Below are 24187 nucleotides of genomic sequence, written 5' to 3'. Positions count from 1 at the left end.
GCGGGCAAGCCTCGCTCCTAAAGGGACAAACACAGTCCCCTGTAGGAGCGAGGCTTGCCCGCGAAGCTTTTAACGGCTGGCGAGCAATGCCTGACCGCGAGCCACGGCAGCCTTGACCTGTGCCGGCGCGGTTCCGCCGATATGGTCACGGGCATTCACCGAACCTTCCAGGGTCAGCACGGCAAACACGTCCTGCTCGATCTGGTCGCTGAACTTGCGCAGTTCTTCCAGGCTCATTTCCGCCAGGTCCTTGCCGCTGTCTACGCCGTACTTCACCGCGTGGCCAACGATCTCGTGGCAATCACGGAACGGCAAGCCGCGGCGTACCAGGTAGTCGGCCAGGTCGGTGGCGGTCGAGAAACCGCGCAGGGCAGCTTCGCGCATCATCGCGTGCTTGGGCTTGATCGCCGGGATCATGTCGGCAAAGGCCCGCAGCGAGTCGCGCAGGGTGTCGGCGGCGTCGAACAGCGGTTCCTTGTCTTCCTGGTTGTCCTTGTTGTAAGCCAACGGCTGGCCTTTCATCAGGGTCAGCAGGCCCATCAGCGCGCCGAACACCCGGCCAGTCTTGCCGCGAACCAGCTCCGGCACGTCCGGGTTTTTCTTTTGCGGCATGATCGAGCTACCGGTGCAGAAACGGTCCGGCAGATCGATGAACTGGAACTGCGCACTGGTCCACAGTACGAGCTCTTCGGAGAACCGCGACAAGTGCATCATCGCGATGCTCGCGGCCGAGCAGAACTCGATGGCGAAGTCGCGATCGGACACGTTGTCCAGGGAGTTGCCGCCAACAGCGTCGAAGCCCAGCAACTGCGCGGTGTACTCGCGGTCGATCGGGTAAGTGGTACCAGCCAGTGCAGCACTGCCCAGCGGCATGCGGTTGGTACGCTTGCGGCAGTCCACCAGGCGCTCGTAGTCGCGGCTGAGCATTTCGAACCAGGCCAGCATATGGTGCCCGAAGGTCACCGGCTGCGCGGTTTGCAGGTGAGTGAAGCCCGGCATGATGCTGGCGGCTTCGCGCTCGGCCTGCTCCAGCAAGCCTTGTTGCAGGCGAGTGATTTCGCTGAGGATCAGGTCGATCTCGTCTCGCAGCCACAGGCGGATGTCGGTGGCGACCTGGTCGTTACGGCTGCGACCGGTGTGCAGCTTTTTACCGGTGACGCCGATGCGGTCGGTCAGACGCGCCTCGATGTTCATGTGCACGTCTTCAAGGTCGATGCGCCAGTCGAACTGGCCGGCCTCGATTTCACCCTGGATGGTGTTCAGGCCATCGATGATGCTGTCGCGCTCGGCATCGGTCAGCACGCCGACCTTGGCCAGCATGCTGGCGTGGGCGATCGAGCCCATGATGTCGTGGCGATACAGGCGCTGGTCGAAGGTGACGGAGGCGGTGAAGCGGGCGACGAAGGCGTCGACGGGTTCACTGAAGCGGCCGCCCCAGGACTGATTGGTCTTGTCAGTGCTCATGAATTCGCTCGTATCGGCTTGAAGAAAGATGGCGTGGAACGCTGACGCGGATAATAACAGGGTTGCCAATCCTGTCGCTGACACTGGTCGACAGGTTTTTTTCTCATCGCGCCGCCCCTGCTCGAAGCAAGCGATGCGGAAATTGCGCAACGATATTTTTCAATTGAGCAATAACGTCCCGGCAACCGTCTACAGTTGGACAGAGGATCAGCGCACTTCTCGATGCTGCAGCTGACTATAGAGAGAAGAGGGGTGTTCATATTGTGTATCAGCAAACCCTACGGCGATGCCTCGCCAGTGCGGGCCTGGGCCGCCAGTCACGCGGCAGATGAAAATTTAGCCGCCGGTCTCGCGGCACTTTTTGGCCCTCGCGCTAGTCTTAGCGTGGATCGCGGTGACGGACGTCACTTCACCTGTCTACGCTATCCTTGTGCGAGACTCACGCAGGAATCCAGCGCAATATGAATGTCCTGATCGTTGATGACGAACCCCTGGCCCGCGAGCGCCTGAGCCGAATGGTCGGCGAACTCGAGGGATACAATGTCCTGGAGCCCAGCGCCACGAACGGCGAAGAGGCGTTGGCACTGATCGACAGTCACAAACCGGATATCGTGCTGCTCGATATTCGCATGCCGGGCCTCGATGGCCTGCAAGTGGCTGCACGATTGTGCGAACGCGAAACCCCGCCCGCCGTGGTGTTTTGCACCGGGCCCGATGAATTTGCCGTGGAAGCCCTACAGGCCAGCGCCGTGGGCTATCTGGTGAAGCCAGTGCGCACAGAACAGTTACACGAAGCATTAAAGAAAGCCGAGCGACCCAATCGCGTCCAGCTCGCGGCCTTGACTCGTCCGGCGGCCGAAACCGGTAGCGGTCCGCGCAGCCACATCAGCGCCCGCACCCGAAAAGGCATCGAACTGATTCCGTTGGGTCAGGTGGTCTACTTCATTGCCGACCACAAGTACGTCACCTTGCGTCATGAAGGCGGTGAAGTGCTGCTCGACGAACCACTCAAGGCCCTCGAAGACGAATTTGGCGACCGTTTCGTGCGGATCCACCGCAACGCCCTGGTTGCTCGCGAACGCATCGAACGGCTGCAACGCACGCCCCTGGGGCATTTCCAGCTGTTTCTCAAAGGCCTGAACGGCGATGCCCTGATCGTCAGCCGACGTCATGTGGCCGGCGTGCGCAAAATGATGCAACAGCTTTAAGGGCGGATTTCTACCCTATTACCGGACATTGAGGGCCAGGGAGGCCATGCGGTTTCTGATACAAGTCAAAGTGGATTTGGCTGAGCTGTTATTATCCGCCGTATCTATTCAGTACGGATTGATTGATCCATGTCCTCTCGCGAAATCCGCATCGCCACCCGCAAAAGTGCTCTCGCCCTGTGGCAGGCCGAATACGTCAAGGCTCGTCTGGAACAGGCCCATCCGGGCCTGCTCGTGACGCTGGTACCCATGGTCAGCCGCGGCGACAAGCTGCTCGATTCGCCGCTGTCGAAAATCGGCGGCAAGGGCCTGTTCGTCAAGGAACTGGAAACCGCGCTGCTGGAAAATGAAGCCGACATCGCCGTGCATTCCATGAAAGACGTGCCGATGGACTTCCCCGAAGGCCTCGGTCTGTTCTGCATCTGCGAGCGCGAAGACCCGCGCGATGCCTTCGTTTCCAACACCTACGCCAGCCTGGATGAGTTGCCAAAAGGCAGCATCGTCGGCACCTCAAGCCTGCGTCGTCAGGCGCAGTTGTTGACCCGCCGCCCGGACCTGGAAATCCGCTTCCTGCGCGGCAACGTCAACACTCGCCTGGCCAAGCTCGATGCCGGCGAATACGACGCTATCATCCTCGCCGCGGCGGGTTTGATTCGCTTGGGCTTCGAAGACCGCATCGCTTCAGCCATCAGTGTCGAAGACAGTCTGCCGGCCGGTGGCCAGGGCGCGGTCGGTATCGAATGCCGTAGCGCCGACACTGAAATCCACGCGCTGCTGGCGCCGTTGCATCATCAGGACACGGCCATTCGCGTTACTGCCGAGCGTGCTCTCAACAAACATTTGAATGGCGGCTGCCAAGTGCCAATTGCTTGCTACGCCGTGCTTGAAGGTGAGCAGATCTGGTTGCGTGGGTTGGTAGGCGATCCGAGCGGCGGTCTACTGCTCAGCGCCGAGGCCCGTGCGCCACGGGCTGATGCCGAGGCATTGGGTGTGCAAGTGGCCGAAGACCTGCTGAGCCAGGGCGCCGCCGACATTCTGAAAGCAGTCTATGGCGAGGCAGGGCACGAGTGACTGGCTGGCGCCTGTTGTTGACGCGCCCTGCGGATGAATCGGCGGCGCTTGCCCGTGTGTTGGCCGACGCGGGGGTTTTCAGCAGCAGCTTACCGCTTTTGGATATCGAGCCGATTCCCGCCTCTGACACAATGCGCGAAGTGATTCAGAACCTGGAACGCTATTGCGCGGTGATCGTGGTCAGCAAACCGGCCGCCAGAATCGCGGTCGATCTGCTCAACCAGTACTGGCCGCAGCCACCGGCTCCGAAATGGTTCAGCGTGGGCGCGGCGACGGCGCAGATCCTCGAAGATAACGGACTGGATGTGAGCTTCCCGGTCGACGGCGACGACAGCGAAGCATTGCTTGAGCTTGTGTCGTTGCGCGAGGCTGTTGTCCGACCCGATCCGCGGGTGCTGATCATGCGCGGGGAGGGTGGCCGCGAGCTGCTGGCTGAGCGTTTACGCGAGCTTGGTGCTAGTGTCGAGTATCTGGAGTTGTACCGACGCGGTTTACCGCGGTACCCGTCGGCAACGCTGCCTGACCGGATCAAGGCGGAACACTTGAACGGGCTGGTGGTCAGCAGTGGACAGGGTTTTGAGCACCTGCACCGATTGGCTGGCGATGCCTGGCCGAGCATGGCGCGGTTGCCGTTGTTTGTTCCAAGCCCCAGGGTCGCCGAGCTGGCACGTGCCGCCGGGGCCAAAACAGTTGTGGATTGTCGTGGCGCCAGTGCCGCGGCCTTGCTGGCGGCGTTACGGGAACACCCCGTGCCCGTTTTCTAATGCAAAGGATGGATACGTGAGCGAAACAGCCTTGCCTAAAGATGACGTCCGGCCCGTGCTTGATGCACCGGCTGATGCACCGGTTGAAACTGCGCCACCTGCTGTTGAGCAGCACCGAGGCAATGGGTTGGCAATCGTCGCGCTATTGTTGGGCGCGGCCGGAGTTGCCGTGGGCGGTTGGGGAGTCTGGCAGGTGCGTCACCTGCAAGCCAATAACCAACAACAGTTGAGTCAACTACAGGCGTTGAATGATCAGGCGCAGAGCCTGAAGCTCAACGAGCAACGCCTGACGGCTCGCCTCGAGCAAATGCCTGCCGCCGAGGAGCTCGACGCACGCAGTCGTCTGGTCACTCAACTTCAGGGCGATCAGCAGCGTCTGAATCAACGTCTGGAAACCGTACTCGGCGCGAGCCGCAAGGACTGGCGTCTGGCCGAAGCCGAGCACTTGCTGCGTCTGGCCAGCCTGCGCCTGTCTGCGTTGCAGGACATCAGCAGTGCCCAGGCCCTGGTGCAAGGCGCCGATGAAATTCTCCGTGAACAGAACGACCCGGGGGCCTTTGCCGCTCGCGAGCAAGTGGCCAAAACCCTGGTAGCCCTGCGCAGTACCGAACAGCCGGATCGCACCGGGCTGTTCCTGCGACTGGGTGCCTTGCGCGATCAAGTGATCAACCTCACCGAGTTGGCGCCTGAGTACAAGGACCGTGGCGAATCCCTGCTGGGCCTGACCGCCGATGGCGACGGTGCCAGTCGCTGGGCGCAATGGTGGGATCAGATCTCCCGTTATATCCGCATCGATTTCAGCGCTGACAAGAATGTCCGGCCGTTGCTGGCAGGACAGAGTCTGAGCCAAGTGCGTCTGGCCCTGAGCCTGGCGCTGGAGCAAGCACAGTGGGCCGCGCTCAATGGCCAGGCGACGGTTTACACCCAGGCGCTGGCCGAAGCGCGGGACGTGCTCAAGGGCAATTTCAACCCGGACAACCCTCAGAGCAAAATCATGCTCGAGCAGGTGGTCGAGCTGAGCAAGCAGCCGGTCACGGTGGTCACGCCAGATCTGACAGGCACGTTGAGTACGGTTCAGGCCTATCTTGAACGGCGCAACGTCAACGCCGAGGATTCGGTGAAACCTCTGGCCAAACCTGCCGCGAACACTATGCAGGAGGCCACGCCATGAAGCGCCTCTATGTGATCGTGTTCGTGGTCATCGCCGCTGCCGCCGCGCTGGGATTGGCGATTGCCGAGCATTCCGGCTATGTGCTGATCGCCTACAAAACTTTCCGTTACGAATCGAGCCTGTGGGCAACTCTGGCCCTGGTGGTCGTGCTGTGGCTGGTGTTCTGGGGCATCAAGGCGTTGATCGAGTTGGTGACGACTTCCGGTGGAGTGGTCAACCCATGGTCTCGGCGCAATCGCAGTCGACGGGTGCAAGTAGCGATCGAGCACGGTCAGCTGGATCTGGCCGAGGGCCGCTGGGCCAGTGCGCAGCGTCATCTGTATCGCGCAGCGGAAGCCGAGCGCCAGCCGTTGCTCTATTACCTCGGTGCCGCCCGCGCCGCGAACGAACAAGGTCACTACGAGGAAAGCGACAACCTGCTGGAGCGCGCCCTCGAGCGACAACCCCAGGCCGAGCTGGCGATTGCCTTGAACCATGCCCAATTGCAGACTGACCGCGGCGACACTGAAGGCGCTCTGGTCACCCTGCAAGCCATGCACGAGCGTCATCCTCATAACGTCCAGACTCTGCGCCAGTTGCAGCGCCTGCATCAGCAGCGGGGCGACTGGTCGGCAGTGATTCGCTTATTGCCAGAGTTACGCAAGGACAAGGTGCTGCCACCGGCGGAACTGGCTGAGCTGGAGCGCCGCGCCTGGGGTGAAAATCTTTCGTTGGCGGCGCACCGGGAAGAGGACGGAACGGTTGGTCTGCAATCGCTCAATCGCGCCTGGCAGCAACTCACCGCTGCTCAGCGTCAGGAACCGCAACTGGTGCTGGCCTATGCCGAGCAATTGCGGCAACTGGGGGCGCAGGTCGAGGCCGAAGAGGTCCTGCGTGCAGCCCTCAAGCGCAAGTACGACAGCCATCTGGCACGCCTGTACGGGCTGGTTCGCGGCAGCGATCCGGCCAGGCAACTGCACGCCGCCGAGGGTTGGCTCAAGGATCATCCCGCCGACCCGAGCCTGTTGCTGACGTTGGGCCGTTTGTGTCTGCAAAACAGTCTGTGGGGCAAGGCTCGTGATTATCTGGAGAGCAGCCTGCGCGTGCAGCGCAACCCTGAAGCCTGCGCCGAACTGGCGCGGTTGCTGGCGCAACTGGGTGACACCGAACGCAGTAATCAGCTGTTCCAGGAGGGCTTGGGTCTATTGGATGAGCGCTTGCTGGCGGCACCGCTGCCGGTGCCGGTTCACGCCTGATTCCCGCGCGGGGCCAATGTAGGAGCTGCCGAAGGCTGCGATTTTTTGATCTTCTTATAAAGAGCGCAGTCACTTCGAATCCGCCACTGTTTCAGCGTTGTAATCCTTCACCGGCAAAGTCCTACAAAGGACTACATCAAATCCTCTCGACACTGTCGGGAATTCCCTACACTTCTGGTGAAGTGTCCGTGGCGGCCTGCCTTGAAAGGCTGCCGCGCTTTCCTCTACCGTAACCACCTGTCTCTACTGTTACGGAAAAGCCATGTCTTTGGCCTGCTCACGCTCCTTGTTTTTCATGGTTTTCATTGCAGGTGCCCTGGCCTTGGGCGTTTCCTATCACCTGGAATATGTGGTCGGCCTCAAGCCTTGCGGGTTGTGCCTGTTGCAGCGAGTTTGCCTGGCACTGCTCACGACTGTCTGCCTGGCGGCTTCAGTGCAGGGACCTGGCCGCTTTGGATCCTTCCTGTATTGGTTGCTGGGTCTGCTTTGCAGTCTGGCGGGTACCGTCACGGCGTGGCGGCAAGTTCTGTTGCAGAGCAATCCGGTGCATCAGCTATCGGCATGTTCGCCCAATTTGGCCGATCTGTTCGCCAGTACGCCCTGGTTGTGTGTCGTGCAGCGAATGTTTAAAGGAACCGCCGACTGCGCGGAAATTTCCTGGACGCTGTTCGACCTGAGCATCCCGGAATGGAGTCTGCTGTTCTTCGTTGCGATGATGATTCTGGGCGGGTATCAGTTGTTGCGCCTTGTCTGGATCGCATGTCAGCGACCGCTCAGCGGCGAGTCGTCGCACCGGGTACTGCCAGGTGATTAAACACTTGTATGAACTTTATCTCCTGCGTACCTTGAAGCCATAGGCGCGCGGGCATAATCTGGCCCGCACGTGTCATTGGAATTATGTTGCTCGTTGCTGTTCTGCCTGACCAAGACCGGATGTGCCGAGTGTTGGGGGCAGGCGTAGAACGGCATGACCCATTAGGGAAGTGAGATCGCCATGTTAGATAGTTGTCAGAATGCTCAGGAACGCTGGGGTGGGGTTCATAAGCTCATTGACCGCTGGCTACAAGAGCGTGAAGAGTTGGTAAAGGCATTCCACGACTTGCGAAATGCCAAACCGGCTTTCGCCGACAAGTCCTTGAACGGTCGGTTCTGCGAGATTCTTGTCGATTATGTTTCTGCCTGGCACTTCGAAGTGAGCGAGCATCTGGTCAATGAGGCGAAGGCCTTTGGCGACGATGGCGGCCTTGAACTGGTGAAGCAGATCAACCCGCGTATCGACGTGAGCACCGAGATGGCCCTGTCCTTCAATGATCATTGCCACAAAGGTGATTGCAACGATACGGAGCGTTTCGCTGAAGCGCTGGAAAAACTGGGCAGCCAACTGCGTGAGCGCTTCGAGCTGGAAGATTGCCTGATCGAAGTGCTGCACACTGCTCACAAGGAAGAAAGTTCGGTTCAGGCCTGAACCCTTCTCGGCTAGAAACTGAAAACGGTGCGCAAGGCGCGCCGTTTTTCGTTTCCGGCATTCAGCTTGTAGCACCCCGCAATTCGACTTCGAATACCAGCGGGGTGAACGGCGCGATCAAGTCGCCGGCACCGTCGGCACCATAGGCTTGGGCCGATGGAATCACCAGGCGCCATTTCGCGCCGACCGGCATGTTTTGCAACGCACTGCGCCATCCGCTGATTACGCTATCAAGACTGAACCACTGCGGCTGGCTGTTCTGGTCGAACACTGTGCCGTCAGGCAGGCGTCCGATATACAGCACCTGGACCCTGCCATTGGGGCCGGCCTTGGTACCGGTGCCCGGCGCCAACTCTGTCAGCAATATTCCATCGGCCAGTTCGCGAACGCCAGGTTTGGCTTTTTCCTCGGCTAGGAAACGTCGCTCGTTTTCCAAAGCCAATTCGGTTTGCGGCACAGGCGATTGCATGGCAACCCGGGCTTCATGCTCGGCCAGAATCTGTTCGATTCGCTCATCTTTCAGTGCCAGCGGCTTGCCTTGATAGGCTTGCTGCAAACCTTCGAGCAGGGCCTGGAGCTGCAGATCCGGAACTTCCTGGCGCAAGCGTTCGCCAAGGCTTGCGCCCAAGCTGTAAGCGAGATCGTGAGCGTCATTTGCGGCGATTTTTTCGGCGGCCTGGGCCACGGAAAAAAACACGCACAGCGATAAAAAAAGGTAGCGCGACATGGGCACTCTCCGACCTGAGATGCGCAGGATTATGCCAGTGCGAATGCGCTCGAAGGTGAACTGGTTTTACCTAAGCGCAGAACTTTTTTGATTCGTTGCAACGGAGTACTTTAGATACTGTCAACATGCCCTAGCGGCGGTAGCAGCAGAGGTCTAGTATGAGCCGCATTCACGTCAGCCAGGAGGTAAACCATGTCGGCCACCAAGAAGCCTGTAAATACTCCGTTGCACTTACTCCAACAACTCTCGGGCAGCTTGCTCGAGCATTTGGAAAACGCTTGTTCCCAAGCTATGGCTGATGCTGAAAAACTGCTCGCCAAGTTGGAAAAGCAGCGCGGAAAAGCGCAGGAAAAACTGCACAAATCCCGGACCAAATTGCAGGACGCTGCGGCGGCCGGCAAAGCCAAGGCGCAAGCCAAAGCCAAAGATGCGGTGAAAGAACTTGAGGACTTGCTCGATGCCCTCAAGGATCGCCAGTCCGAAACGCGCAGCTACATCCTGCAACTCAAACGCGACGCTCAAGAAAGCCTGAAACTGGCCCAAGGTGTCGGTCGTGTCCAAGAGGCTGTCGGCAAGGCGTTGTCCCTGCGTTCGGCCAAGCCAGCTGCGGCACCTGCGAAGAAAGCCGCTGCCAAACCGGCTGCTGCAAAAGCATCGGCCAAGCCTGCTGCCAAAGCTGTAGTGAAAGCCGCAGCCAAGCCAGCTGCAAAACCGGCGGCGAAAAAACCAGTCGCTGCCAGTGCTGCGAAACCAGCGGCTAAAACGACGGCTGCCAAACCTGCCGCCAAGCCAGCTGCTGCTAAAACAGCTGCCGCTAAACCGGCTGCAAAAACCACCGCGGCAAAACCAGCGGCTAAATCTGCTGCCAAGTCAGCCGCTAGAACTGCCGCCGCTAAACCGGCTGCCAAGCCAGCCGCTAAACCTGTCGCGGCTAAAACCGCCGCAGCCAAGCCTGCTGCAAAACCAGCGGCTAAACCCGCTGCCAAGCCAGCCGCTAAACCGGCTGCCAAAACTGCTGCTGCGAAACCTGCTGCTGCCAAACCAGCCGCCGCAAAACCGGCTGCAAAACCAGCAGCCAAGCCAGCAGCAAAACCGGCCGTGAAAAAGCCAGTCGCCACTGCCAAGCCGGCCGCTGCGCCAACGATCAAGCCAGCAACTCCGGCCCCGGCTTCCTCGGCTTCGCCCTCGCCGGCAGCAACCACCTCGACCACCACGTCTGCGCCAACGCCAGCCGCGTCGTCGAGCACCAGCACCACCCCAACCAGCGCTTCCTAAGTGCCGGTTGCCGCGACGCGCAGCTGATGCAGCGCGTCGCGGTCCAGGTTGGCGGCGTCTGCTGCCACACCTTCCAGCCAGGCCGTTCGTTCGGTCTCCTCACACTGCGGCCAACTCTGTGCCAATCTTTCCAGCCGTGACAACAGATGTCGTTCGGCTTCCATCTCTAGTGACTTTACTTGTTCGCGCAAATCATTCAGCCCGGCATCCTCGCTAGCGGCGGCTTTCCATTGCAGGCGCAAGGCGCGCAACGGTTGCACGACATCCGCGTCCCAAGGCCCGGCTACATCGCGAAGCAGCTGCAAGCGTTGCTTGTTGCAGGTAACTCCACGCTCTTCCAGCCACAACCCGCATAGCAGCAGGCACACATTCACGCCTGCCGACTGCAATTGCAGGCACGCACGTTCTACCCCGCGACGGGAATAAGTGAAAACGGAAAAGCTCCACAGGTCAGAGGACATAGTGCTACTCGCGCCAGTTGCGAGCGAAGCTGGTAGACTCCGCCGCCATTATGATTCGACTTCAGAACCTGACTTTACAGCGTGGCCCGCAACGTCTGCTAGAAGACGCCGAGCTGACCCTGCACGCCGGCCACAAAGCCGGCCTCATCGGTGCCAACGGCGCCGGCAAATCGAGCCTGTTCGCCTTGATTCGTGGCGAACTGCACCCGGACTCGGGTGACTGCTTCCTGCCGGCCGACTGGCGCATCGCCCACATGCGTCAGGAAATCGAGACGCTCGAACGCCTGGCGGTCGACTACGTGCTCGATGGTGACCTGCGTCTGCGCCAGGTGCAACATGACCTGGCGGCAGCCGAAGCAGCCCACGACGGTGCCGCTCAGGCCCGCCTGCATTCGGAACTCGACAGCGCCGACGGCTACACCGCCGACGCTCGGGCTCGAAAGCTGCTGGCCGGCCTTGGGTTTACCAACGAGCAGATGGATCGACAGGTAGGAGATTTCTCCGGTGGCTGGCGGATGCGTCTGAACCTGGCGCAGGCTTTGATGTGCCCTTCGGACCTGTTGCTGCTCGACGAACCGACCAACCACTTGGACCTTGACGCCATCATCTGGCTCGAAGAGTGGCTTAAAAGCTACCCCGGCACCTTGCTGCTGATTTCCCACGACCGGGACTTCCTCGATGCCGTGGTCGATCACGTAGCCCACGTCGATCAACGCAAGATCACCCTGTATCGCGGTGGTTACAGCGCCTTCGAACGCGCCCGTGCCGAACGTCTGGCCCAGCAACAACAGGCCTACGAGAAGCAACAGGCGCAACGTGCGCACATGGAAAGCTACATCGCCCGCTTCAAGGCCCAGGCCACCAAGGCCCGTCAGGCCCAGAGCCGGATCAAGGCGCTGGAGCGGATGGAAGAGCTGTCCGCCGCCCACGTCGATTCGCCGTTCGACTTCGTTTTCCGCGAATCGACGAAAATTTCCAGCCCACTGATTGACCTATCGGATGCTCGACTGGGTTACGGCGACAAAGCCGTGCTGGAGAAGGTCAAGCTGCAACTGACCCCCGGCGCGCGGATCGGTTTGCTCGGCCCCAACGGCGCGGGTAAATCGACCCTGATCAAAAACCTCGCCGGTGAGCTTGAGCCGTTGGCCGGTCGCCTGACGCGCGGTGAAAACACTGTCGTTGGCTACTTCGCCCAGCATCAGCTGGATTCCCTCGACTCCAAGGCCAGCCCGTTGCTGCACTTGCAGCGCCTGGCGCCGACCGAGCGTGAGCAGACCCTGCGCGACTTCCTCGGCGGTTTCGATTTCCGCGGTGCGCGTATCGATGAGCCGGTACTGAATTTTTCCGGCGGAGAGAAGGCGCGTCTGGCCTTGGCATTGATCGCTTGGGATCGACCGAACCTGTTGCTGCTCGACGAACCGACCAACCACCTGGACCTGGAAATGCGTCTGGCGCTGACCATGGCCCTGCAGGAGTTCAGTGGCGCGGTACTGGTGGTCTCACATGATCGCCATCTGCTCAAAAGCACCACTGACAATTTCTATCTGGTGGCAGACGGCAAGGTCGAGGAGTTCGACGGCGACCTGGAAGACTACGCCCGTTGGCTGGTCGAATACCGTCAACGCAATGCCCCGGTCAGCAATACCCCGGTCAATCCGGACAAGACCGACAAGAAGGCCCAGCGCCAGGCCGCTGCTGCGTTGCGTCAGCAACTGGCACCGCACAAGCGTGAGGCCGACAAGCTTGAAGCCGAGTTGGGCAAGCTGCACGAGAAGCTGGCGAAAATCGATACCAGCCTTGGCGACAGCGACATTTACGAGCCGATGCGCAAGAACGATTTGCGTGATCTGCTGGCTGAACAAGCCAAGCTGAAAGTGCGTGAAGCCGAACTGGAAGAAGCCTGGATGGAAGCGCTGGAACTGCTCGAAAGCATGCAGGCGGAGCTGGAGGCACTCTCCTGATGGAAGCCTTCAAGCTGCCGTTGCCGGCGATGTGGGTCGAGCCGCTCTGGCTGGTCGTGCAGATTCTGCTGATCCTGCTGGCCGGTTATATCGTCCAGCGAATCGTCGCTAAATGCCTGACGCGATTGGGTGAGCGCTACCCGTTTCCGCCGCAGTTTTTCATGCCGCTGCGCGGCGGTTTGCGCTGGCTGATCATGGGCAGCGCGTTGATCTTCGTGCTGGAACGCCTCGGCGTGTCGGCCACGGTGCTCTGGACGGCGTTGTCCGGTTTCGTTGCGGTGGCCGCCGTGGCGTTTTTCGCCATGTGGAGCGTGCTCTCCAACCTGCTGTGCGCGATCCTGATCTTCACCGTCGGCCCATTCCGTATCGGCGATGTGGTCGAGTTGGTGGATACCACCGACAAGCCCGGCGTCAAAGGCCGGGTGGTGGCGATCAATCTGCTCTACACCACGCTGATCGAAGCCGAAGAACTCGGTACCGGCAGCGCTATGGTGCAAGTGCCCAATAGCCTTTTCTTCCAGCGTTCGGTTCGACGCTGGCGCGGTACTGATGTGTTTCCTTCGAACGGGTTCGAAAGGTAAGCCTTCTGTTGCCTGACACACCGCTTTCGCGGGCAAGCCCGCTCCCACAGGTTTTTGGAGTGGATTGCAGGTTTGTGATCAGCCCAAAACTCTGTGGGAGCGGGCTTGCCCGCGATGGCGGTCTGTCAGACGATGGGCCCTTCAAGCCGTAAACGCTGGTCGACAGTCGCTCTGTCCTACAAAAAATCGGTAGTCATTGGCCCGAAGGCACATTAGCTTAGACATCTGTCACGAGTCTGAGTCGAGGTGTGCGATGGAGCTTCAAACATGGATGGCGTTTTTTGCCGCTTGCTGGGTAATCAGTCTGTCTCCCGGTGCCGGCGCCATTGCGTCGATGTCTAGCGGTCTGCAATACGGATTCTGGCGCGGTTACTGGAACGCCCTGGGCCTGCAACTGGGCTTGGCGGTGCAGATCGCAATTGTGGGTGCCGGTGTAGGCGCGATTCTCACGGCATCGGCCACCGCTTTCTATGCGATCAAATGGTTCGGCGTGGCGTACCTGGTTTATCTCGCGATCAAGCAATGGCGCGCGCTGCCCAGCGACATGAGCGACGATGCGGCCGTGCGCCAGATCGGCAAGCCGATGGCCCTGATGTTCCGTGGTTTTCTGGTGAACATCAGCAACCCCAAGGCGCTGGTGTTCATGCTCGCGGTGTTGCCGCAGTTCATCGACCCGCATGCGCCACTGCTGGCGCAATACCTGATCATCGGTGTAACCATGATCTGTGTCGACCTGATCGTCATGGCCGGCTACACCGGGCTTGCGGCCAAGGTGCTGCGTCTATTGCGCACGCCCAAGCAGCAAAAACGCATGAACCGCACCTTTGCCGGGCTGTTCATCGGCGCGGCGGCGTTCATGGCGACCCTGCGCAAGGCGGCGGTGTAAAACCTTCAGGCACAAAAAAAGGCGACCTCTTCAGGTCGCCTGATCGATCCCACGCGGAGCGTGGGAACGATCAGAGCCTGCTCAGTGCAGAATCACCGGTGCCGTATCCCGCGGCAGGTTATTGCGCAACGGCGCTTGCCCCGGCTGCTCGTAGCCACCGCCACCGAGCTGTTGGCTCAGTTGCGCAGCCACATCCTCACCCAATGCCTTGGACACATCGCGCACCACCCGTGGGCGGTTCAGCGAAATCTTGATATCCCGGCCATTCACCAGTTTGGTGTCCTGACCTTCGCCCATCGCCGTGAAGGCCGAGGTGATCTCGAAGGTCTTGGTATTGATCAGGCTGAAGTCCGCCACTAGCGTCAGCCCCAGCACCGCTGAATAGCTGTCGGTGTTGGCCAGCTCATTCATATCGCGAGTGAAGTCGATGTCTGACACGGTGCCGAACAGCACATAGTCGGCACCCTTGAAGCTGCCGGCCTTGATGCGCTTGATCACGTCATACACGTCACCTTTGGACGATGCGGTGTAAGGCGTGCCCTGCACCAGCTGGAACATGCCGGTGCGCAGGATCTCACCCTTGATGTCGCCGGTGAATTTTCGCAGTTCACCTTGCTCGATGTAGCTGCTGGTTGCTTCGTACTCTTCGTAACTGGACGAACCGCTGGCGCCGTAATAGCTCTGGCTGTGGTTGCTCTGGGCCGAAACAGTGTGGACGTATTGCTCCACCCGTTCTTGATACGCCAGGTCCGCTACTGCGACTTTCGGGGCCGCTTGCACGCTGAACGCGCAAGCCAGGGCCATCATGCCAATCCATGCGCGCATCGATTAACGCTCCGTGGTTTTGCGAATCTCTTTTTCGTCCATCCACTCGGCCAGACCGCTTTCAACGTCGATCAACTGCAGGCTGAATTTGTAGAAGACGTCCTTGTAGTCGCTGCTGCGTTTGACGATCGAGCTGATCGAGCCTTCGATGCGATATTTGGCAGCGATCATGTTGCCGGTCTTGGCCACGGTGCTTTTCTTGTACAAGCCGCTCTGGTTTTGCAGCTTGAGCTGGTCGACCTGGCTTTGCATCGCGGTGTTGTCGCTGGCGAAGCGGGCGACGCCGGTCTTCATCAACTGGGTCTTGATGCTGGTGGTGATTTCGCGGGTATCGATGTACTCGCTGGTCTTGTTCTTCACGTCGTAGACCTGAACCACCGGACGGCCTTGCAGGATGCCGGACTGGGCCAGGGAGCGGGTCATGGATTCGGCGATCATCTGCAGGTCGGTGGAGCCGAACTCGTTGGTCACGGTTTCCACGGCTTTGGTGTCGCCGTAGCTGATGTTTTTACTGCCCAGGGTCGGCGAAGTGTTGGCGCAACCGCTGGCCAGGAGGGCAATGACGGCGATGAACGAAAAGCGTGCAAACATGGGAATGCTCTCTAGAACTGAACGAATAGGGTGTCGGGCTTAAGGCGTTTTGATTTCGAGACGGAAATCCACGGCTTTGGCGGTTGGCGCGATAGCCTGAATGAAGCTGGTCTGCGCGCCGTACATCATCTGGCTTTTCCAGACTTCTTCCTCGGCCACCGGGAAGCCTTCCGGGCCGAGCCAGGCAAAGCGGTAGTAGAACGTCTTGTTGCTGTTGAGGGTGTTGCTCAACTGCACATTAACGGTCATGAAACCGTTCTCGCGGGCGACGCGCATGGCGCCGACCACGATGTGTTTCTGCGGGCCCATGGCCACGACCTTGCTGGCAGCGCTGCCTGGCTCCGGCGGTGGCGGGGTGGCGCAGCCGGCCAGCAAGGCGAGGGCGACGACAGCGATGAATTTGAAGCGCATGCAAAGACTCCGTTCTTAAGGTTGTTTGAGGCTGGCCACGGCGGTCGGGTTGGCGCTCGCGATCACGTGCGCAGCCACGCCGTTGGCGAATACGTGATTGCCCACGGCGCGCAGGGTGATGACCTGAAAACGCTGATCGACGTTGACCTTGACCACCGAGCCGCCCACGGCGCTCGGCAGCGTGAGGCTATGCTCGCCTTTCTTCAGACGCAGACGCACCACCTGAGTGTTGTCCGGCAGCGTGCGCCACGTACGGGTATCGGCGCCTTCGAGTACGGCTGAAGTGATGCCGACCGCAAGACCGGCCAGTGGGTTGGTTTCGTTGATCTGCTTCTGTGCCACGCCACGGGTGATCGCCCGCACGGTGGTGCGCAGGATGATGCCCGGCATGTCATCACGCAGCGCGCGACGGGACATGGCAGTGGTGCTGTTGAGTTGGGTCAAGTCCAGCTGCTGACCGTCCACGCCGATCTGGGCGAAGGTAGCGGTGGAGGTGTCCGGTTTGATGATCGGAAACGACAGCGGCGTGATCACCACGTTATTGCTGATCGGCAATGGCAGCGGAATGCGGATCGAGTCGCGGGACGGCGCCAGGCCGCTTTGCACAACGATCAGGATGTCGCTGTCATCGTTCTTGGCGGGTTTGTCGAGATTCACCAGTGCCTGTTCCAGCAGCGGTGTGTTCGGGCGCAGCTCGGCGGCCTTGCGATAACCCGGCGCCGCCAGATCTTTCTCGCCCAGGGCTTCATAGACGAAACCGGCCAGGTAATGGCTGAATGCGCTCTGGTAGCTGTTTTTCAGACCGACCACTTCCGGGGCATCGAGGCTGGCCACCGGATAGCCCTGAAGATCCTTGTACTGGGTTTTGACGCCTTCTTTCTCGGCTTGCTCTTCGCTCTTGAGGTATTCCTTGTCACGCAGGTCGGCGATCACCGCTTCACGCTCGTGAGTCTTCTTGATTGCGGTGCGCGCGCCGTCGAAGTCATTCACTGCCAGCAGGTTGAGGGCCATCTGCGTGGTCAGCATGACTTTTTCGTAGTCGTAGCCTTCGTAGCGACGAACCTTGTCGTTGACCAGGAAGCTGCCGAACTGGGCCAGGTATTTGTCGGTGTCGAGCTTGACCGCATCTTCCCACTTGCCCACCACCTGATCGGCGCTGGTCCAGGCGTTCTGGCTGCCCGACAAGTCGCCCTTGGCGCGCAGCAATTCACCCTTCTCGAAGTAGTAGAGCAGGTCTTTGTCTTTGCTGGTGTTGTTCTTTTCCAGCAGGGTCAATGCGGCGTCGACGTTGCCGGAAGCCAATTGCTGGTTGGTTTGCGCAAGTTCCGAATCGTAGTTACGAAAGGCCGAGCAGCCGGAAAGCAATGTGACAGCGCTGAGCGCGATCAAGGTGGGGGCACGGAATGCCATAAGGGGTACGTCTTCCCTGAATATAAGCAGCCGCGTGCTGGTCGGGCTGTTGGGACCATCGGCAGGGCTTTGGCCTCCTGCCAATTCCTCATAAAAAGAGGAGCTTAAATGCCGCATCGCTATAACGACGGCGCGGCATTATAAACAGGGATGCTGGCTATGTAATGGCTTTTTAATTTCATTGTTCCACGGCGTGCCACTACTTATTTCAGGCCTGATACCTCAGCGTTTCGCCCTGGAAATACCAACAAAGCTTGAGTGAAACTCATTGGGAGTGAACAATGTGTTACTTCGTATTTCCATTTGAGATTTATTCATGATTGCCTCCTCTCGTTTTCTGGCGTGGCTCGTGCTGCCGGTGATCGCGTTTTGCAGCTTCAATGCGCTGGCCGAAACCGCGGAAGGTGCGCCCAAGGCCCTGCATTTGCTCGATTACATCGGCGCCGATTACCCGGCGACGGTCGAGGCGGGCAAAATCATCGATGAGTCTGAATACCGCGAACAGCAGGAATTCCTGAAGGTGCTGCAAGGTTTGATCGCCGACTTGCCGGCCAAACCCGAACGCGCAGAGCTGGAGCAGGGCGTCAGCAACCTTGGCGCTGCAATCGCCGCTCGCAAGGACGGCGCGGATGTCGCCCGTCAGGCGCGGCAGCTGGGGGCGAAACTGGCGGTGACCTATGAGGTCAGCCAGGCCCCGGTCATCACTCCGGACCCGACTCGCGGCGCGCCGCTGTATGCCCAGCAATGCTCGGTATGCCATGGCGATGCGGGCGCTGGTGATGGCCCGGCAGGCGTCGGCATGACGCCACCGCCGGCCAATCTGCGCGATGCCGTGCGCCTGGACCGTCTGAGCCTCTACGCGATCTATAACACGCTGGGCATGGGCGTCGAAGGCACCGACATGCCGGCCTTCGCCGATCAACTGGATGATCGTCAACGTTGGGACCTGGCGACCTACATCGCCAGCTTCAGCGCCGACCCGGCCGCGGCAAAATCCGGGAAAACCTACAACATCGCCGACCTGGCACGTCAGACGCCGGCCGAAGTGCAGGCCGCCGAGGGGCCGCAAGCGGCCGCGACCTTCCGTGCGCAACGAGCGCAACCGCCGCAGGTCAAGCGTGGCCCGGGGCAATTGCTGGATTACACGGCGGCCACCTTGGACAAGAGCATCGCAGCCTACCGCGCCGGCGATCACGATCAGGCTTACGACCTGTCGGTGGCGGCGTACCTGGAAGGCTTCGAGCTGGTCGAAAGCTCTCTGGACAACGTCGACGCCAATGTGCGCAAAGACACTGAGAAGTCCCTGATGGCTTACCGCCAGTCGTTGCAGGATGGCTTGCCGGTGGCCCAGGCCGAGCAGCGTCTGGAGGCGGCCAAAGCCAAATTGAAAGAGTCCGCTGGCCTGCTCGGCAGTGATGGCTTGAGCTGGTCGCTGAGCTACATTTCCGGTCTGTTGATTCTGTTGCGAGAAGGTCTGGAAGCGATTCTGGTGCTCGCGGCGATCCTCGCGTTCCTGCGCAATACCGGTCAGCAATCGGCGGTGCGCAGCGTCAATATCGGCTGGGGCCTGGCACTGCTGGCCGGGCTGGCGACCTGGGCGGTGGCGGCGTATGTGATCGACGTCAGCGGTGCCCAGCGTGAACTGCTGGAAGGTGCGACGGCGTTGTTTGCCAGTGTCATGGTGCTCTGGCTCGGGGTGTGGATGCACGACCGTCGCCACGCAGCGGCCTGGCAGGATTACATCAAGAGCAGCCTGGTGAGCGGTGGCGGGCGTTTCGGCTTTGCGATCCTGGCGTTCTTCTCGGTGTATCGCGAACTGTTCGAAGTGATCCTGTTTTACGAAACCCTGTGGTTGCAGGCCGGGGCGGCAGGGCACAACGCCGTAATGGCGGGCGGGGTGACGGCGCTGGTATTACTGATCGGTCTGGCTTGGGTGATTCTGCGCGGCTCGGCAAAACTGCCGCTGGCGTTGTTCTTTGGCATCAATGCCGGGCTGCTGTGCGCGTTGTCGGTGGTGTTTGCCGGCCATGGCGTGAAGGCGTTGCAGGAAGCCGGGATCTTCGGCACGCGGCCGGTGCCGTTCTTTGACTTCGACTGGCTGGGGATCCACGCTGATGCCTATTCGCTGAGTGCGCAGGCCGTGGCGATCATTGCGATCATCGTGCTGTACAGCCGTAGCCGGATGGCCGAGAAGCGGCGGGTGCAGGTTTCCTGAAGCATTCGCTGCGCTCATAATCGCGGGCAAGCCCGCTCCCACAGGTTCAGCGCTAACCTTGTGGGAGCGGGCTTGCCCGCGATGCTTTTCAACAGAGGAAACCCAATGCGCGTGTGGATCGATGCCGACGCTTGCCCTCGGGCAGCCAAGGATCTGGTGGTGAAGTTCGCCCTCAAGCGCCAGTTCGAAGTGGTGCTGGTGGCCGGGCAGCCGCAGATCAAACCGGGCCTCGCCCTGGTGAAGCTGATCGTGGTGCCCAGCGGCCCGGATGCCGCCGATGATTACCTGGTGGAACACGCGGTGCCGGGTGAGCTGGTAATTTGCAGCGATGTGCCACTGGCGGATCGGTTGGTGAAGAAGGGCGTTGCGGCGCTGGATCCACGAGGTAAGGAGTTCGATGCGCAGAACATGGGCGATCGACTGGCGGTGCGTAACCTGTTCACCGATCTGCGCGAGCAGGGGCAGATGAGCGGTGGGCCAGCACCGTTTGGCGATCGCGAGAAGCAAGCGTTCGCCAATGCGCTGGACCGGATTCTTACGCGCTTATCGCGTAGGTAATGATCGTTCCCACGCGGAGCTTGGGAACGATCAAGGCTCCTGCAAAGGTTCGCGTTACTCGTCGTTTTCGTGGGTCAGTTCCAGTACGCGATCGACCAGTTTGTTGATGCCGGAAGCAGCCTCGCTGATCGATTGCGCCAGCATGTACGCCGGAGTGCTCACTAGCTTGCGCGCCTTGTCTTCGACGATGTCGGTCACTGCGCAATCGGCATGGGTGGCGCCCATTTTGCTCATCGCGGCGGCGGTATCGGCATCGTTGCCGATGGTGCAGGTCACACCCGGGCCGTAGATCTTGGCCGCCAGGGCCGGCGAGATGCAGATCAGCCCCACCGGCTTGCCGGCCTCGGCGAATGCTTCGGTCAGCGCCAGGACGTCAGGTTGAATGCTGCAACCGGCGCCTTCGACGGCAAAGTTCGACAGGTTCTTGGCCGACCCGAATCCGCCAGGAACGATCAGCGCATCGAAGTCTTCGACGCTGGCTTCACGGATATCCTTGATGTTGCCCCGGGCGATCCGCGCCGATTCCACCAGCACGTTGCGCGACTCGGGCATTTCTTCGCCGGTCAGGTGGTTGATCACATGCAATTGCGCGATATTGGGTGCGAAACACTGCACCTGGGCACCGCGCTGGTCCAGCCGCAGCAGGGTGATCACGCTTTCGTGGATCTCGGCGCCGTCGTACACGCCGCAACCGGAAAGGATCACTGCAATTTTTTTGCTCATGGGCGTTTCTCCAGATTCATGGCGTTAAATGTCCACTAATTTGTCACTCGTTGCCATAGGGTTGATACGCGGCTACACCTAATCTCTGCTGAACGATTCTGATCAGGGCGCGTCATGGACTTCATTCTGTATGCGGTGCCGTTTTTCTTTGTGCTGATTGCGGTCGAGTTGCTGGCCGACCGTTGGCGCGGGGTGAGCAATTACCGCGTGGCAGACGCGATCAACAGCGTCAGTACCGGTGTGCTGTCGACTACCACAGGCCTGTTGACCAAAGGCGTCGGCCTGGTGACTTATGCCTTCGCCCTGAAGCATCTGGCCGTGATTGAGCTGTCGGCCGACAGCGTCTGGGTCTGGGTGTTTGCTTTCGTCTTCTACGACTTCTGCTATTACTGGCTGCATCGCATGGGCCACGAGCGCAACATCCTCTGGGCCGCCCACTCGGTGCATCACCAGAGCGAGGACTACAACCTCTCCACGGCCTTGCGCCAGACCAGCACCGGGTTTCTGTTGAGCTGGATTTTCTACCTGCCCATGGCCGTGCTCGGCGTGCCGCTGCTGGTGTTCGTCAGCGTTGCGGCGCTGAATCTGCTGTACCAGTTCTGGGTGCATACCCGGCACATCCCCAAGCTCGGCTGGCTCGAATGGTTCTTCGTCACACCGTCCAATCATCGGGCTCACCATGCACAGAACGCTCTCTACATGGATCGCAACTACGGCGGGGTGTTCATTATTTGGGACCGCCTGTTTGGCTCGTTCCAGGAAGAGGACGACAACGAACCGGTGATTTTCGGCGTGACCACACCGCTGGCGAGCTGGAATCCCTTATGGGCGAACGTGCAGTTCTATGCGCAGCTGTGGGATGACGCCCGGCGCGCCGAACGCTGGTGGGACAAGCTGCGGATCTGGTTCATGCGCACCGGTTGGCGGCCGGCGGATGTCGCGGCCAAATACCCGATGAACAAACCGGACCTGAGCCAGTTCCGCAAATTCGAGGTGCCGCTGGACGGGCGCCAGCAGTGGTATGTGGCACTGCAATTTTGCGTCTACATCGCCTTAGGCAGTTACTTGATGAACCTGGAGCTGAGCCTGCCGACTTCAGCCCTGGTGTTGGGCTGGGGGGCTGTGGCATGGGGGCTGTTTGTGTTGGGCGTGGCCCTGGAGAATCGCCCGCAGGCACTGAAACTGGAGCTATTGCGGCTGGCATCGAACCTGCCGCTGGTGTGGCTGGCACCAATGGTCGGGTTATGGCCGGTCAGCGCGGTGAGCTGGGTGGGGCTGCTCAGTTACAGCCTGCTCAGCGGAATCGGTCTCTACTGTTGTAGAAACCGCTTCACTCGATGGGCGTCGTAGGTTCGCTGGACTTGGCCTGTTCGGCTTTCAGCGCTTGCTCGTCGGCGTAGATCTTCTTCGCCAGACGGGCATTCTTGAAGCGCCGCCGCAGCCACAGGCAAAAGCCCAGTACCAGCAGGGCGCCCAGCACCCATAGCTCGTACTTCTTGACGCTGCCGAGCATGCCTTCGAGCACCGCGCCGAAGTGATAGGCAGCGGAAGCCAGCGCGGCGGCCCAGATGGCTGCGCCAATTCCGTTGAGCAGCAAATAACGTCCCGGCGGATAGCCCGACAGACCGATCGCCACCGGCATCACGGTGCGCAACCCGTAGACAAAGCGGAAGCTCAGCACCCAGATGTCCGGGTGCTTGCGGATATGTTCCAGCGCCCGATCACCCATCAGTTGCCAGCGCGGTTTGCGCGCCAGCAATTTGCGCCCGTGCTTGCGTCCCAGGAAGTACCACAGCTGATCGCCGGCATAACTGCCGAGGAATGCCACGAGCATTACCACCTTGATGTCCATGTATCCACGGAACGCAAGGAAGCCCGCGAGCACCAGGATGGTTTCGCCTTCGAAGAACGTGCCGAGAAAGAGGGCGAAGTAGCCGAATTCCTGAAGAAATTGTTGGAGCATTGTCTGGGTGCTGGCGAAATGAACGCGCAGCCTAACGCTTCGTGCACATTCATGAAAGTGTCCAAATGTGTCTCGACGTGAACATTTCCTACAAGGACAATGGAATGCGGCTATAGGGGTGCACATAACTGTAATACGTTCGTCATAATGGCCGCTTATAACTGTCACGCTCGCCCGCCAGCGCGGGCTCAGGAGTCTGCCGTGAGCTTTACCCCCGCCAACCGTTTGTTTCCTGCAACTCGCCTGCGTCGCAACCGTCGTGATGATTTCTCGCGTCGACTGGTCCGTGAAAACGTACTGACCGTGGATGATCTGATCCTGCCGGTGTTCGTGCTGGACGGTGAAAACCGTCGCGAAGCGGTGGCCTCGATGCCGGGCGTCGAACGCCTGACCATCGATTTGTTGCTGGAAGAAGCGGCCAAGTGGGTCGAGCTGGGGATTCCGGCGCTGGCATTGTTCCCGGTGACACCACCAGAGCTCAAATCCCTGGACGCCGCCGAAGCGTGGAACCCGAACGGCATCGCCCAGCGCGCCACCCGAGCCCTGCGTGACCGGTTCCCGGAGTTGGGTGTGATCACCGACGTCGCCCTGGACCCGTTCACCACCCACGGTCAGGACGGCATCCTCGACGAAGAAGGCTACGTGCAGAACGACATTACCGTCGACGCACTGGTTAAACAGGCCCTGTCCCACGCCGAAGCCGGCGCTCAGGTGGTGGCCCCGTCAGACATGATGGACGGTCGCATCCAGGCGATCCGCGAGGCGCTGGAGCTGGCCGATCACGTCAACGTGCGGATCATGGCTTACTCGGCCAAATACGCCAGCGCCTATTACGGCCCGTTCCGCGATGCGGTGGGCTCGGCGCTGAACCTGGGCAAGGCCAACAAGGCCTCCTATCAGATGGACCCGGCCAACAGCAACGAAGCCCTGCACGAAGTGTCGGCGGACTTGTCAGAAGGCGCGGACATGGTCATGGTCAAGCCAGGCATGCCGTATCTGGATATCCTTTACCGGGTCAAAGAAGAATTCAAAGTGCCGACCTTTGTCTATCAGGTCAGCGGCGAATACGCCATGCACATGGCAGCGATCCAGAATGGCTGGTTGAGCGAAGGGGTTATCCTCGAATCCCTGACCGCTTTTAAACGTGCAGGCGCTGATGGCATCCTGACTTACTTTGCCGTCCGCGCTGCTCAATTGTTACGAGAGCAGAAATAGCCCTCCC

The 24187-nt window shown here is 60.2% G+C and carries 24 protein-coding genes; 15 read left to right on the top strand and 9 right to left on the bottom strand.

The genetic code is table 11. From position 1 onward, the window contains the following. Positions 1-69 precede the first annotated feature (69 nt). Positions 70-1464 carry an argininosuccinate lyase gene (argH, locus tag PSH97_RS27145; RefSeq protein WP_305447380.1) on the bottom strand — a complete coding sequence of 465 codons (1395 nt, stop codon included), beginning with the start codon at positions 1462-1464 and terminating at the stop codon, positions 70-72. 461 nt (positions 1465-1925) lie between these two features. Between argH and PSH97_RS27140 the strand changes: the two genes are divergently transcribed. The 7 genes from PSH97_RS27140 (at position 1926) to PSH97_RS27110 (ending at position 8378) form a co-directional block, all read left to right on the top strand. Beyond that, positions 1926-2672, top strand: coding sequence for a LytR/AlgR family response regulator transcription factor (locus PSH97_RS27140; RefSeq protein WP_007899317.1), 747 nt, complete (start codon positions 1926-1928; stop codon positions 2670-2672). Positions 2673-2801: 129 nt separating this feature from the next. Further along, positions 2802-3743 (top strand): hydroxymethylbilane synthase, encoded by a 942-nt coding sequence (gene hemC / locus PSH97_RS27135; protein ID WP_305447379.1) that lies wholly within the window; start codon positions 2802-2804, stop codon positions 3741-3743. Next, positions 3740-4507 carry a uroporphyrinogen-III synthase gene (locus PSH97_RS27130; RefSeq protein WP_305447378.1) on the top strand — a complete coding sequence of 256 codons (768 nt, stop codon included), beginning with the start codon at positions 3740-3742 and terminating at the stop codon, positions 4505-4507. Before hemC ends, PSH97_RS27130 begins: the two co-directional genes overlap by 4 nt. 16 nt (positions 4508-4523) lie before the next feature. After that, positions 4524-5678 carry a uroporphyrinogen-III C-methyltransferase gene (locus PSH97_RS27125; RefSeq protein ID WP_305447377.1) on the top strand — a complete coding sequence of 385 codons (1155 nt, stop codon included), beginning with the start codon at positions 4524-4526 and terminating at the stop codon, positions 5676-5678. After that, entirely contained in the window at positions 5675-6913 is a 1239-nt protein-coding gene (locus PSH97_RS27120; protein ID WP_305447376.1) for a heme biosynthesis protein HemY, read from the top strand. Before PSH97_RS27125 ends, PSH97_RS27120 begins: the two co-directional genes overlap by 4 nt. Positions 6914-7175: 262 nt before the next feature. Further along, positions 7176-7727 carry a disulfide bond formation protein B gene (locus PSH97_RS27115; protein WP_305447375.1) on the top strand — a complete coding sequence of 184 codons (552 nt, stop codon included), beginning with the start codon at positions 7176-7178 and terminating at the stop codon, positions 7725-7727. Between the two features lie 180 nt (positions 7728-7907). Beyond that, positions 7908-8378, top strand: coding sequence for an Rsd/AlgQ family anti-sigma factor (locus PSH97_RS27110; protein WP_007941595.1), 471 nt, complete (start codon positions 7908-7910; stop codon positions 8376-8378). A gap of 61 nt (positions 8379-8439) precedes the next feature. Here PSH97_RS27110 and PSH97_RS27105 read toward each other — a convergent pair whose 3' ends face one another. Beyond that, entirely contained in the window at positions 8440-9105 is a 666-nt protein-coding gene (locus PSH97_RS27105) for an FKBP-type peptidyl-prolyl cis-trans isomerase (RefSeq protein ID WP_305447374.1), read from the bottom strand. Between the two features lie 192 nt (positions 9106-9297). Between PSH97_RS27105 and PSH97_RS27100 the strand changes: the two genes are divergently transcribed. Next, positions 9298-10380, top strand: a complete 1083-nt coding sequence (locus tag PSH97_RS27100; RefSeq protein WP_305447373.1) for an AlgP family protein — start codon at positions 9298-9300, stop codon at positions 10378-10380. On the opposite strand, the gene PSH97_RS27095 is transcribed toward PSH97_RS27100, so the two are convergent. Next, complete coding sequence (locus PSH97_RS27095) at positions 10377-10841, bottom strand: TIGR02444 family protein (protein ID WP_305447372.1); 465 nt, start codon at positions 10839-10841, stop codon at positions 10377-10379. The genes PSH97_RS27100 and PSH97_RS27095 overlap by 4 nt on opposite strands. Before the next feature lie 50 nt (positions 10842-10891). On the opposite strand from PSH97_RS27095, the gene PSH97_RS27090 reads away from it, so the two are divergent. From PSH97_RS27090 to rhtB, 3 genes are all read left to right on the top strand, one after another. After that, on the top strand, positions 10892-12802 hold the full coding sequence (locus tag PSH97_RS27090) for an ATP-binding cassette domain-containing protein (protein ID WP_305447371.1): 1911 nt from the start codon (positions 10892-10894) through the stop codon (positions 12800-12802). Continuing rightward, positions 12802-13383, top strand: coding sequence for a mechanosensitive ion channel family protein (locus tag PSH97_RS27085; protein WP_305447370.1), 582 nt, complete (start codon positions 12802-12804; stop codon positions 13381-13383). The genes PSH97_RS27090 and PSH97_RS27085 overlap by 1 nt, the downstream gene beginning before the upstream one ends. Positions 13384-13636: 253 nt before the next feature. Beyond that, on the top strand, positions 13637-14269 hold the full coding sequence (gene rhtB / locus PSH97_RS27080) for a homoserine/homoserine lactone efflux protein (protein WP_305447369.1): 633 nt from the start codon (positions 13637-13639) through the stop codon (positions 14267-14269). A gap of 81 nt (positions 14270-14350) precedes the next feature. On the opposite strand, the gene PSH97_RS27075 is transcribed toward rhtB, so the two are convergent. From PSH97_RS27075 to PSH97_RS27060, 4 genes are read right to left on the bottom strand one after another with little or no spacing between them, the layout of a single operon-like run. Next, a complete protein-coding gene (locus PSH97_RS27075) occupies positions 14351-15094 on the bottom strand; it encodes a hypothetical protein (protein WP_007899342.1) in 744 nt (247 codons plus the stop codon). A 3-nt stretch (positions 15095-15097) separates the two neighbouring features. Then, positions 15098-15685, bottom strand: a complete 588-nt coding sequence (gene lpoB, locus PSH97_RS27070) for a penicillin-binding protein activator LpoB (RefSeq protein WP_008012492.1) — start codon at positions 15683-15685, stop codon at positions 15098-15100. A gap of 39 nt (positions 15686-15724) precedes the next feature. After that, positions 15725-16096: a DUF1425 domain-containing protein gene (locus PSH97_RS27065; RefSeq protein ID WP_305447368.1), complete on the bottom strand. Its 372-nt coding sequence runs from the start codon at positions 16094-16096 to the stop codon at positions 15725-15727. Positions 16097-16111: 15 nt separating this feature from the next. After that, on the bottom strand, positions 16112-17506 hold the full coding sequence (locus PSH97_RS27060; protein ID WP_305447367.1) for a COG3014 family protein: 1395 nt from the start codon (positions 17504-17506) through the stop codon (positions 16112-16114). Positions 17507-17822: 316 nt separating this feature from the next. On the opposite strand from PSH97_RS27060, the gene PSH97_RS27055 reads away from it, so the two are divergent. Both PSH97_RS27055 and PSH97_RS27050 read left to right on the top strand, forming a co-directional pair. Continuing rightward, positions 17823-19721, top strand: a complete 1899-nt coding sequence (locus tag PSH97_RS27055) for an FTR1 family protein (protein ID WP_305447366.1) — start codon at positions 17823-17825, stop codon at positions 19719-19721. Positions 19722-19826: 105 nt separating this feature from the next. Continuing rightward, positions 19827-20279 carry a YaiI/YqxD family protein gene (locus tag PSH97_RS27050; RefSeq protein ID WP_305424581.1) on the top strand — a complete coding sequence of 151 codons (453 nt, stop codon included), beginning with the start codon at positions 19827-19829 and terminating at the stop codon, positions 20277-20279. A gap of 54 nt (positions 20280-20333) precedes the next feature. Here the strand turns inward: PSH97_RS27050 and elbB are convergent, their stop codons facing one another. Next, positions 20334-21002, bottom strand: a complete 669-nt coding sequence (elbB, locus tag PSH97_RS27045) for an isoprenoid biosynthesis glyoxalase ElbB (RefSeq protein ID WP_305447365.1) — start codon at positions 21000-21002, stop codon at positions 20334-20336. A 114-nt stretch (positions 21003-21116) separates the two neighbouring features. On the opposite strand from elbB, the gene PSH97_RS27040 reads away from it, so the two are divergent. Beyond that, positions 21117-22352, top strand: a complete 1236-nt coding sequence (locus PSH97_RS27040) for a sterol desaturase family protein (RefSeq protein ID WP_305447364.1) — start codon at positions 21117-21119, stop codon at positions 22350-22352. On the opposite strand, the gene PSH97_RS27035 is transcribed toward PSH97_RS27040, so the two are convergent. After that, on the bottom strand, positions 22333-22965 hold the full coding sequence (locus tag PSH97_RS27035) for a DedA family protein (RefSeq protein ID WP_008076083.1): 633 nt from the start codon (positions 22963-22965) through the stop codon (positions 22333-22335). The genes PSH97_RS27040 and PSH97_RS27035 overlap by 20 nt on opposite strands. Before the next feature lie 201 nt (positions 22966-23166). Between PSH97_RS27035 and hemB the strand changes: the two genes are divergently transcribed. Beyond that, on the top strand, positions 23167-24180 hold the full coding sequence (gene hemB, locus PSH97_RS27030) for a porphobilinogen synthase (RefSeq protein WP_305447363.1): 1014 nt from the start codon (positions 23167-23169) through the stop codon (positions 24178-24180). The last annotated feature ends 7 nt before the right edge of the window (positions 24181-24187 follow it).

This window comes from Pseudomonas cucumis (genome assembly GCF_030687935.1).
GTDB classification, from domain to species: Bacteria; Pseudomonadota; Gammaproteobacteria; order Pseudomonadales; family Pseudomonadaceae; genus Aquipseudomonas; species Aquipseudomonas cucumis.
This window is presented reverse-complemented; position numbering and strand designations above follow the sequence as displayed.

What these genes read in the sequence shown, in the direction of transcription:
- elbB (WP_305447365.1), bottom strand. Translation starts at nt 21,002, where the DNA reads ATGAGCAAAAAAATTGCAGTGATCCTTTCCGGTTGCGGCGTGTACGAC.
- PSH97_RS27075 (WP_007899342.1), bottom strand. Translation starts at nt 15,094, where the DNA reads ATGCGCGCATGGATTGGCATGATGGCCCTGGCTTGCGCGTTCAGCGTG.
- PSH97_RS27140 (WP_007899317.1), top strand. Translation starts at nt 1,926, where the DNA reads ATGAATGTCCTGATCGTTGATGACGAACCCCTGGCCCGCGAGCGCCTG.
- PSH97_RS27110 (WP_007941595.1), top strand. Translation starts at nt 7,908, where the DNA reads ATGTTAGATAGTTGTCAGAATGCTCAGGAACGCTGGGGTGGGGTTCAT.
- PSH97_RS27090 (WP_305447371.1), top strand. Translation starts at nt 10,892, where the DNA reads ATGATTCGACTTCAGAACCTGACTTTACAGCGTGGCCCGCAACGTCTG.
- PSH97_RS27095 (WP_305447372.1), bottom strand. Translation starts at nt 10,841, where the DNA reads ATGTCCTCTGACCTGTGGAGCTTTTCCGTTTTCACTTATTCCCGTCGC.
- PSH97_RS27065 (WP_305447368.1), bottom strand. Translation starts at nt 16,096, where the DNA reads ATGCGCTTCAAATTCATCGCTGTCGTCGCCCTCGCCTTGCTGGCCGGC.
- PSH97_RS27040 (WP_305447364.1), top strand. Translation starts at nt 21,117, where the DNA reads ATGGACTTCATTCTGTATGCGGTGCCGTTTTTCTTTGTGCTGATTGCG.
- PSH97_RS27100 (WP_305447373.1), top strand. Translation starts at nt 9,298, where the DNA reads ATGTCGGCCACCAAGAAGCCTGTAAATACTCCGTTGCACTTACTCCAA.
- PSH97_RS27085 (WP_305447370.1), top strand. Translation starts at nt 12,802, where the DNA reads ATGGAAGCCTTCAAGCTGCCGTTGCCGGCGATGTGGGTCGAGCCGCTC.
- hemC (WP_305447379.1), top strand. Translation starts at nt 2,802, where the DNA reads ATGTCCTCTCGCGAAATCCGCATCGCCACCCGCAAAAGTGCTCTCGCC.
- PSH97_RS27060 (WP_305447367.1), bottom strand. Translation starts at nt 17,506, where the DNA reads ATGGCATTCCGTGCCCCCACCTTGATCGCGCTCAGCGCTGTCACATTG.
- lpoB (WP_008012492.1), bottom strand. Translation starts at nt 15,685, where the DNA reads ATGTTTGCACGCTTTTCGTTCATCGCCGTCATTGCCCTCCTGGCCAGC.
- PSH97_RS27115 (WP_305447375.1), top strand. Translation starts at nt 7,176, where the DNA reads ATGTCTTTGGCCTGCTCACGCTCCTTGTTTTTCATGGTTTTCATTGCA.
- PSH97_RS27055 (WP_305447366.1), top strand. Translation starts at nt 17,823, where the DNA reads ATGATTGCCTCCTCTCGTTTTCTGGCGTGGCTCGTGCTGCCGGTGATC.
- argH (WP_305447380.1), bottom strand. Translation starts at nt 1,464, where the DNA reads ATGAGCACTGACAAGACCAATCAGTCCTGGGGCGGCCGCTTCAGTGAA.
- PSH97_RS27050 (WP_305424581.1), top strand. Translation starts at nt 19,827, where the DNA reads ATGCGCGTGTGGATCGATGCCGACGCTTGCCCTCGGGCAGCCAAGGAT.
- PSH97_RS27035 (WP_008076083.1), bottom strand. Translation starts at nt 22,965, where the DNA reads ATGCTCCAACAATTTCTTCAGGAATTCGGCTACTTCGCCCTCTTTCTC.
- rhtB (WP_305447369.1), top strand. Translation starts at nt 13,637, where the DNA reads ATGGAGCTTCAAACATGGATGGCGTTTTTTGCCGCTTGCTGGGTAATC.
- PSH97_RS27120 (WP_305447376.1), top strand. Translation starts at nt 5,675, where the DNA reads ATGAAGCGCCTCTATGTGATCGTGTTCGTGGTCATCGCCGCTGCCGCC.
- PSH97_RS27105 (WP_305447374.1), bottom strand. Translation starts at nt 9,105, where the DNA reads ATGTCGCGCTACCTTTTTTTATCGCTGTGCGTGTTTTTTTCCGTGGCC.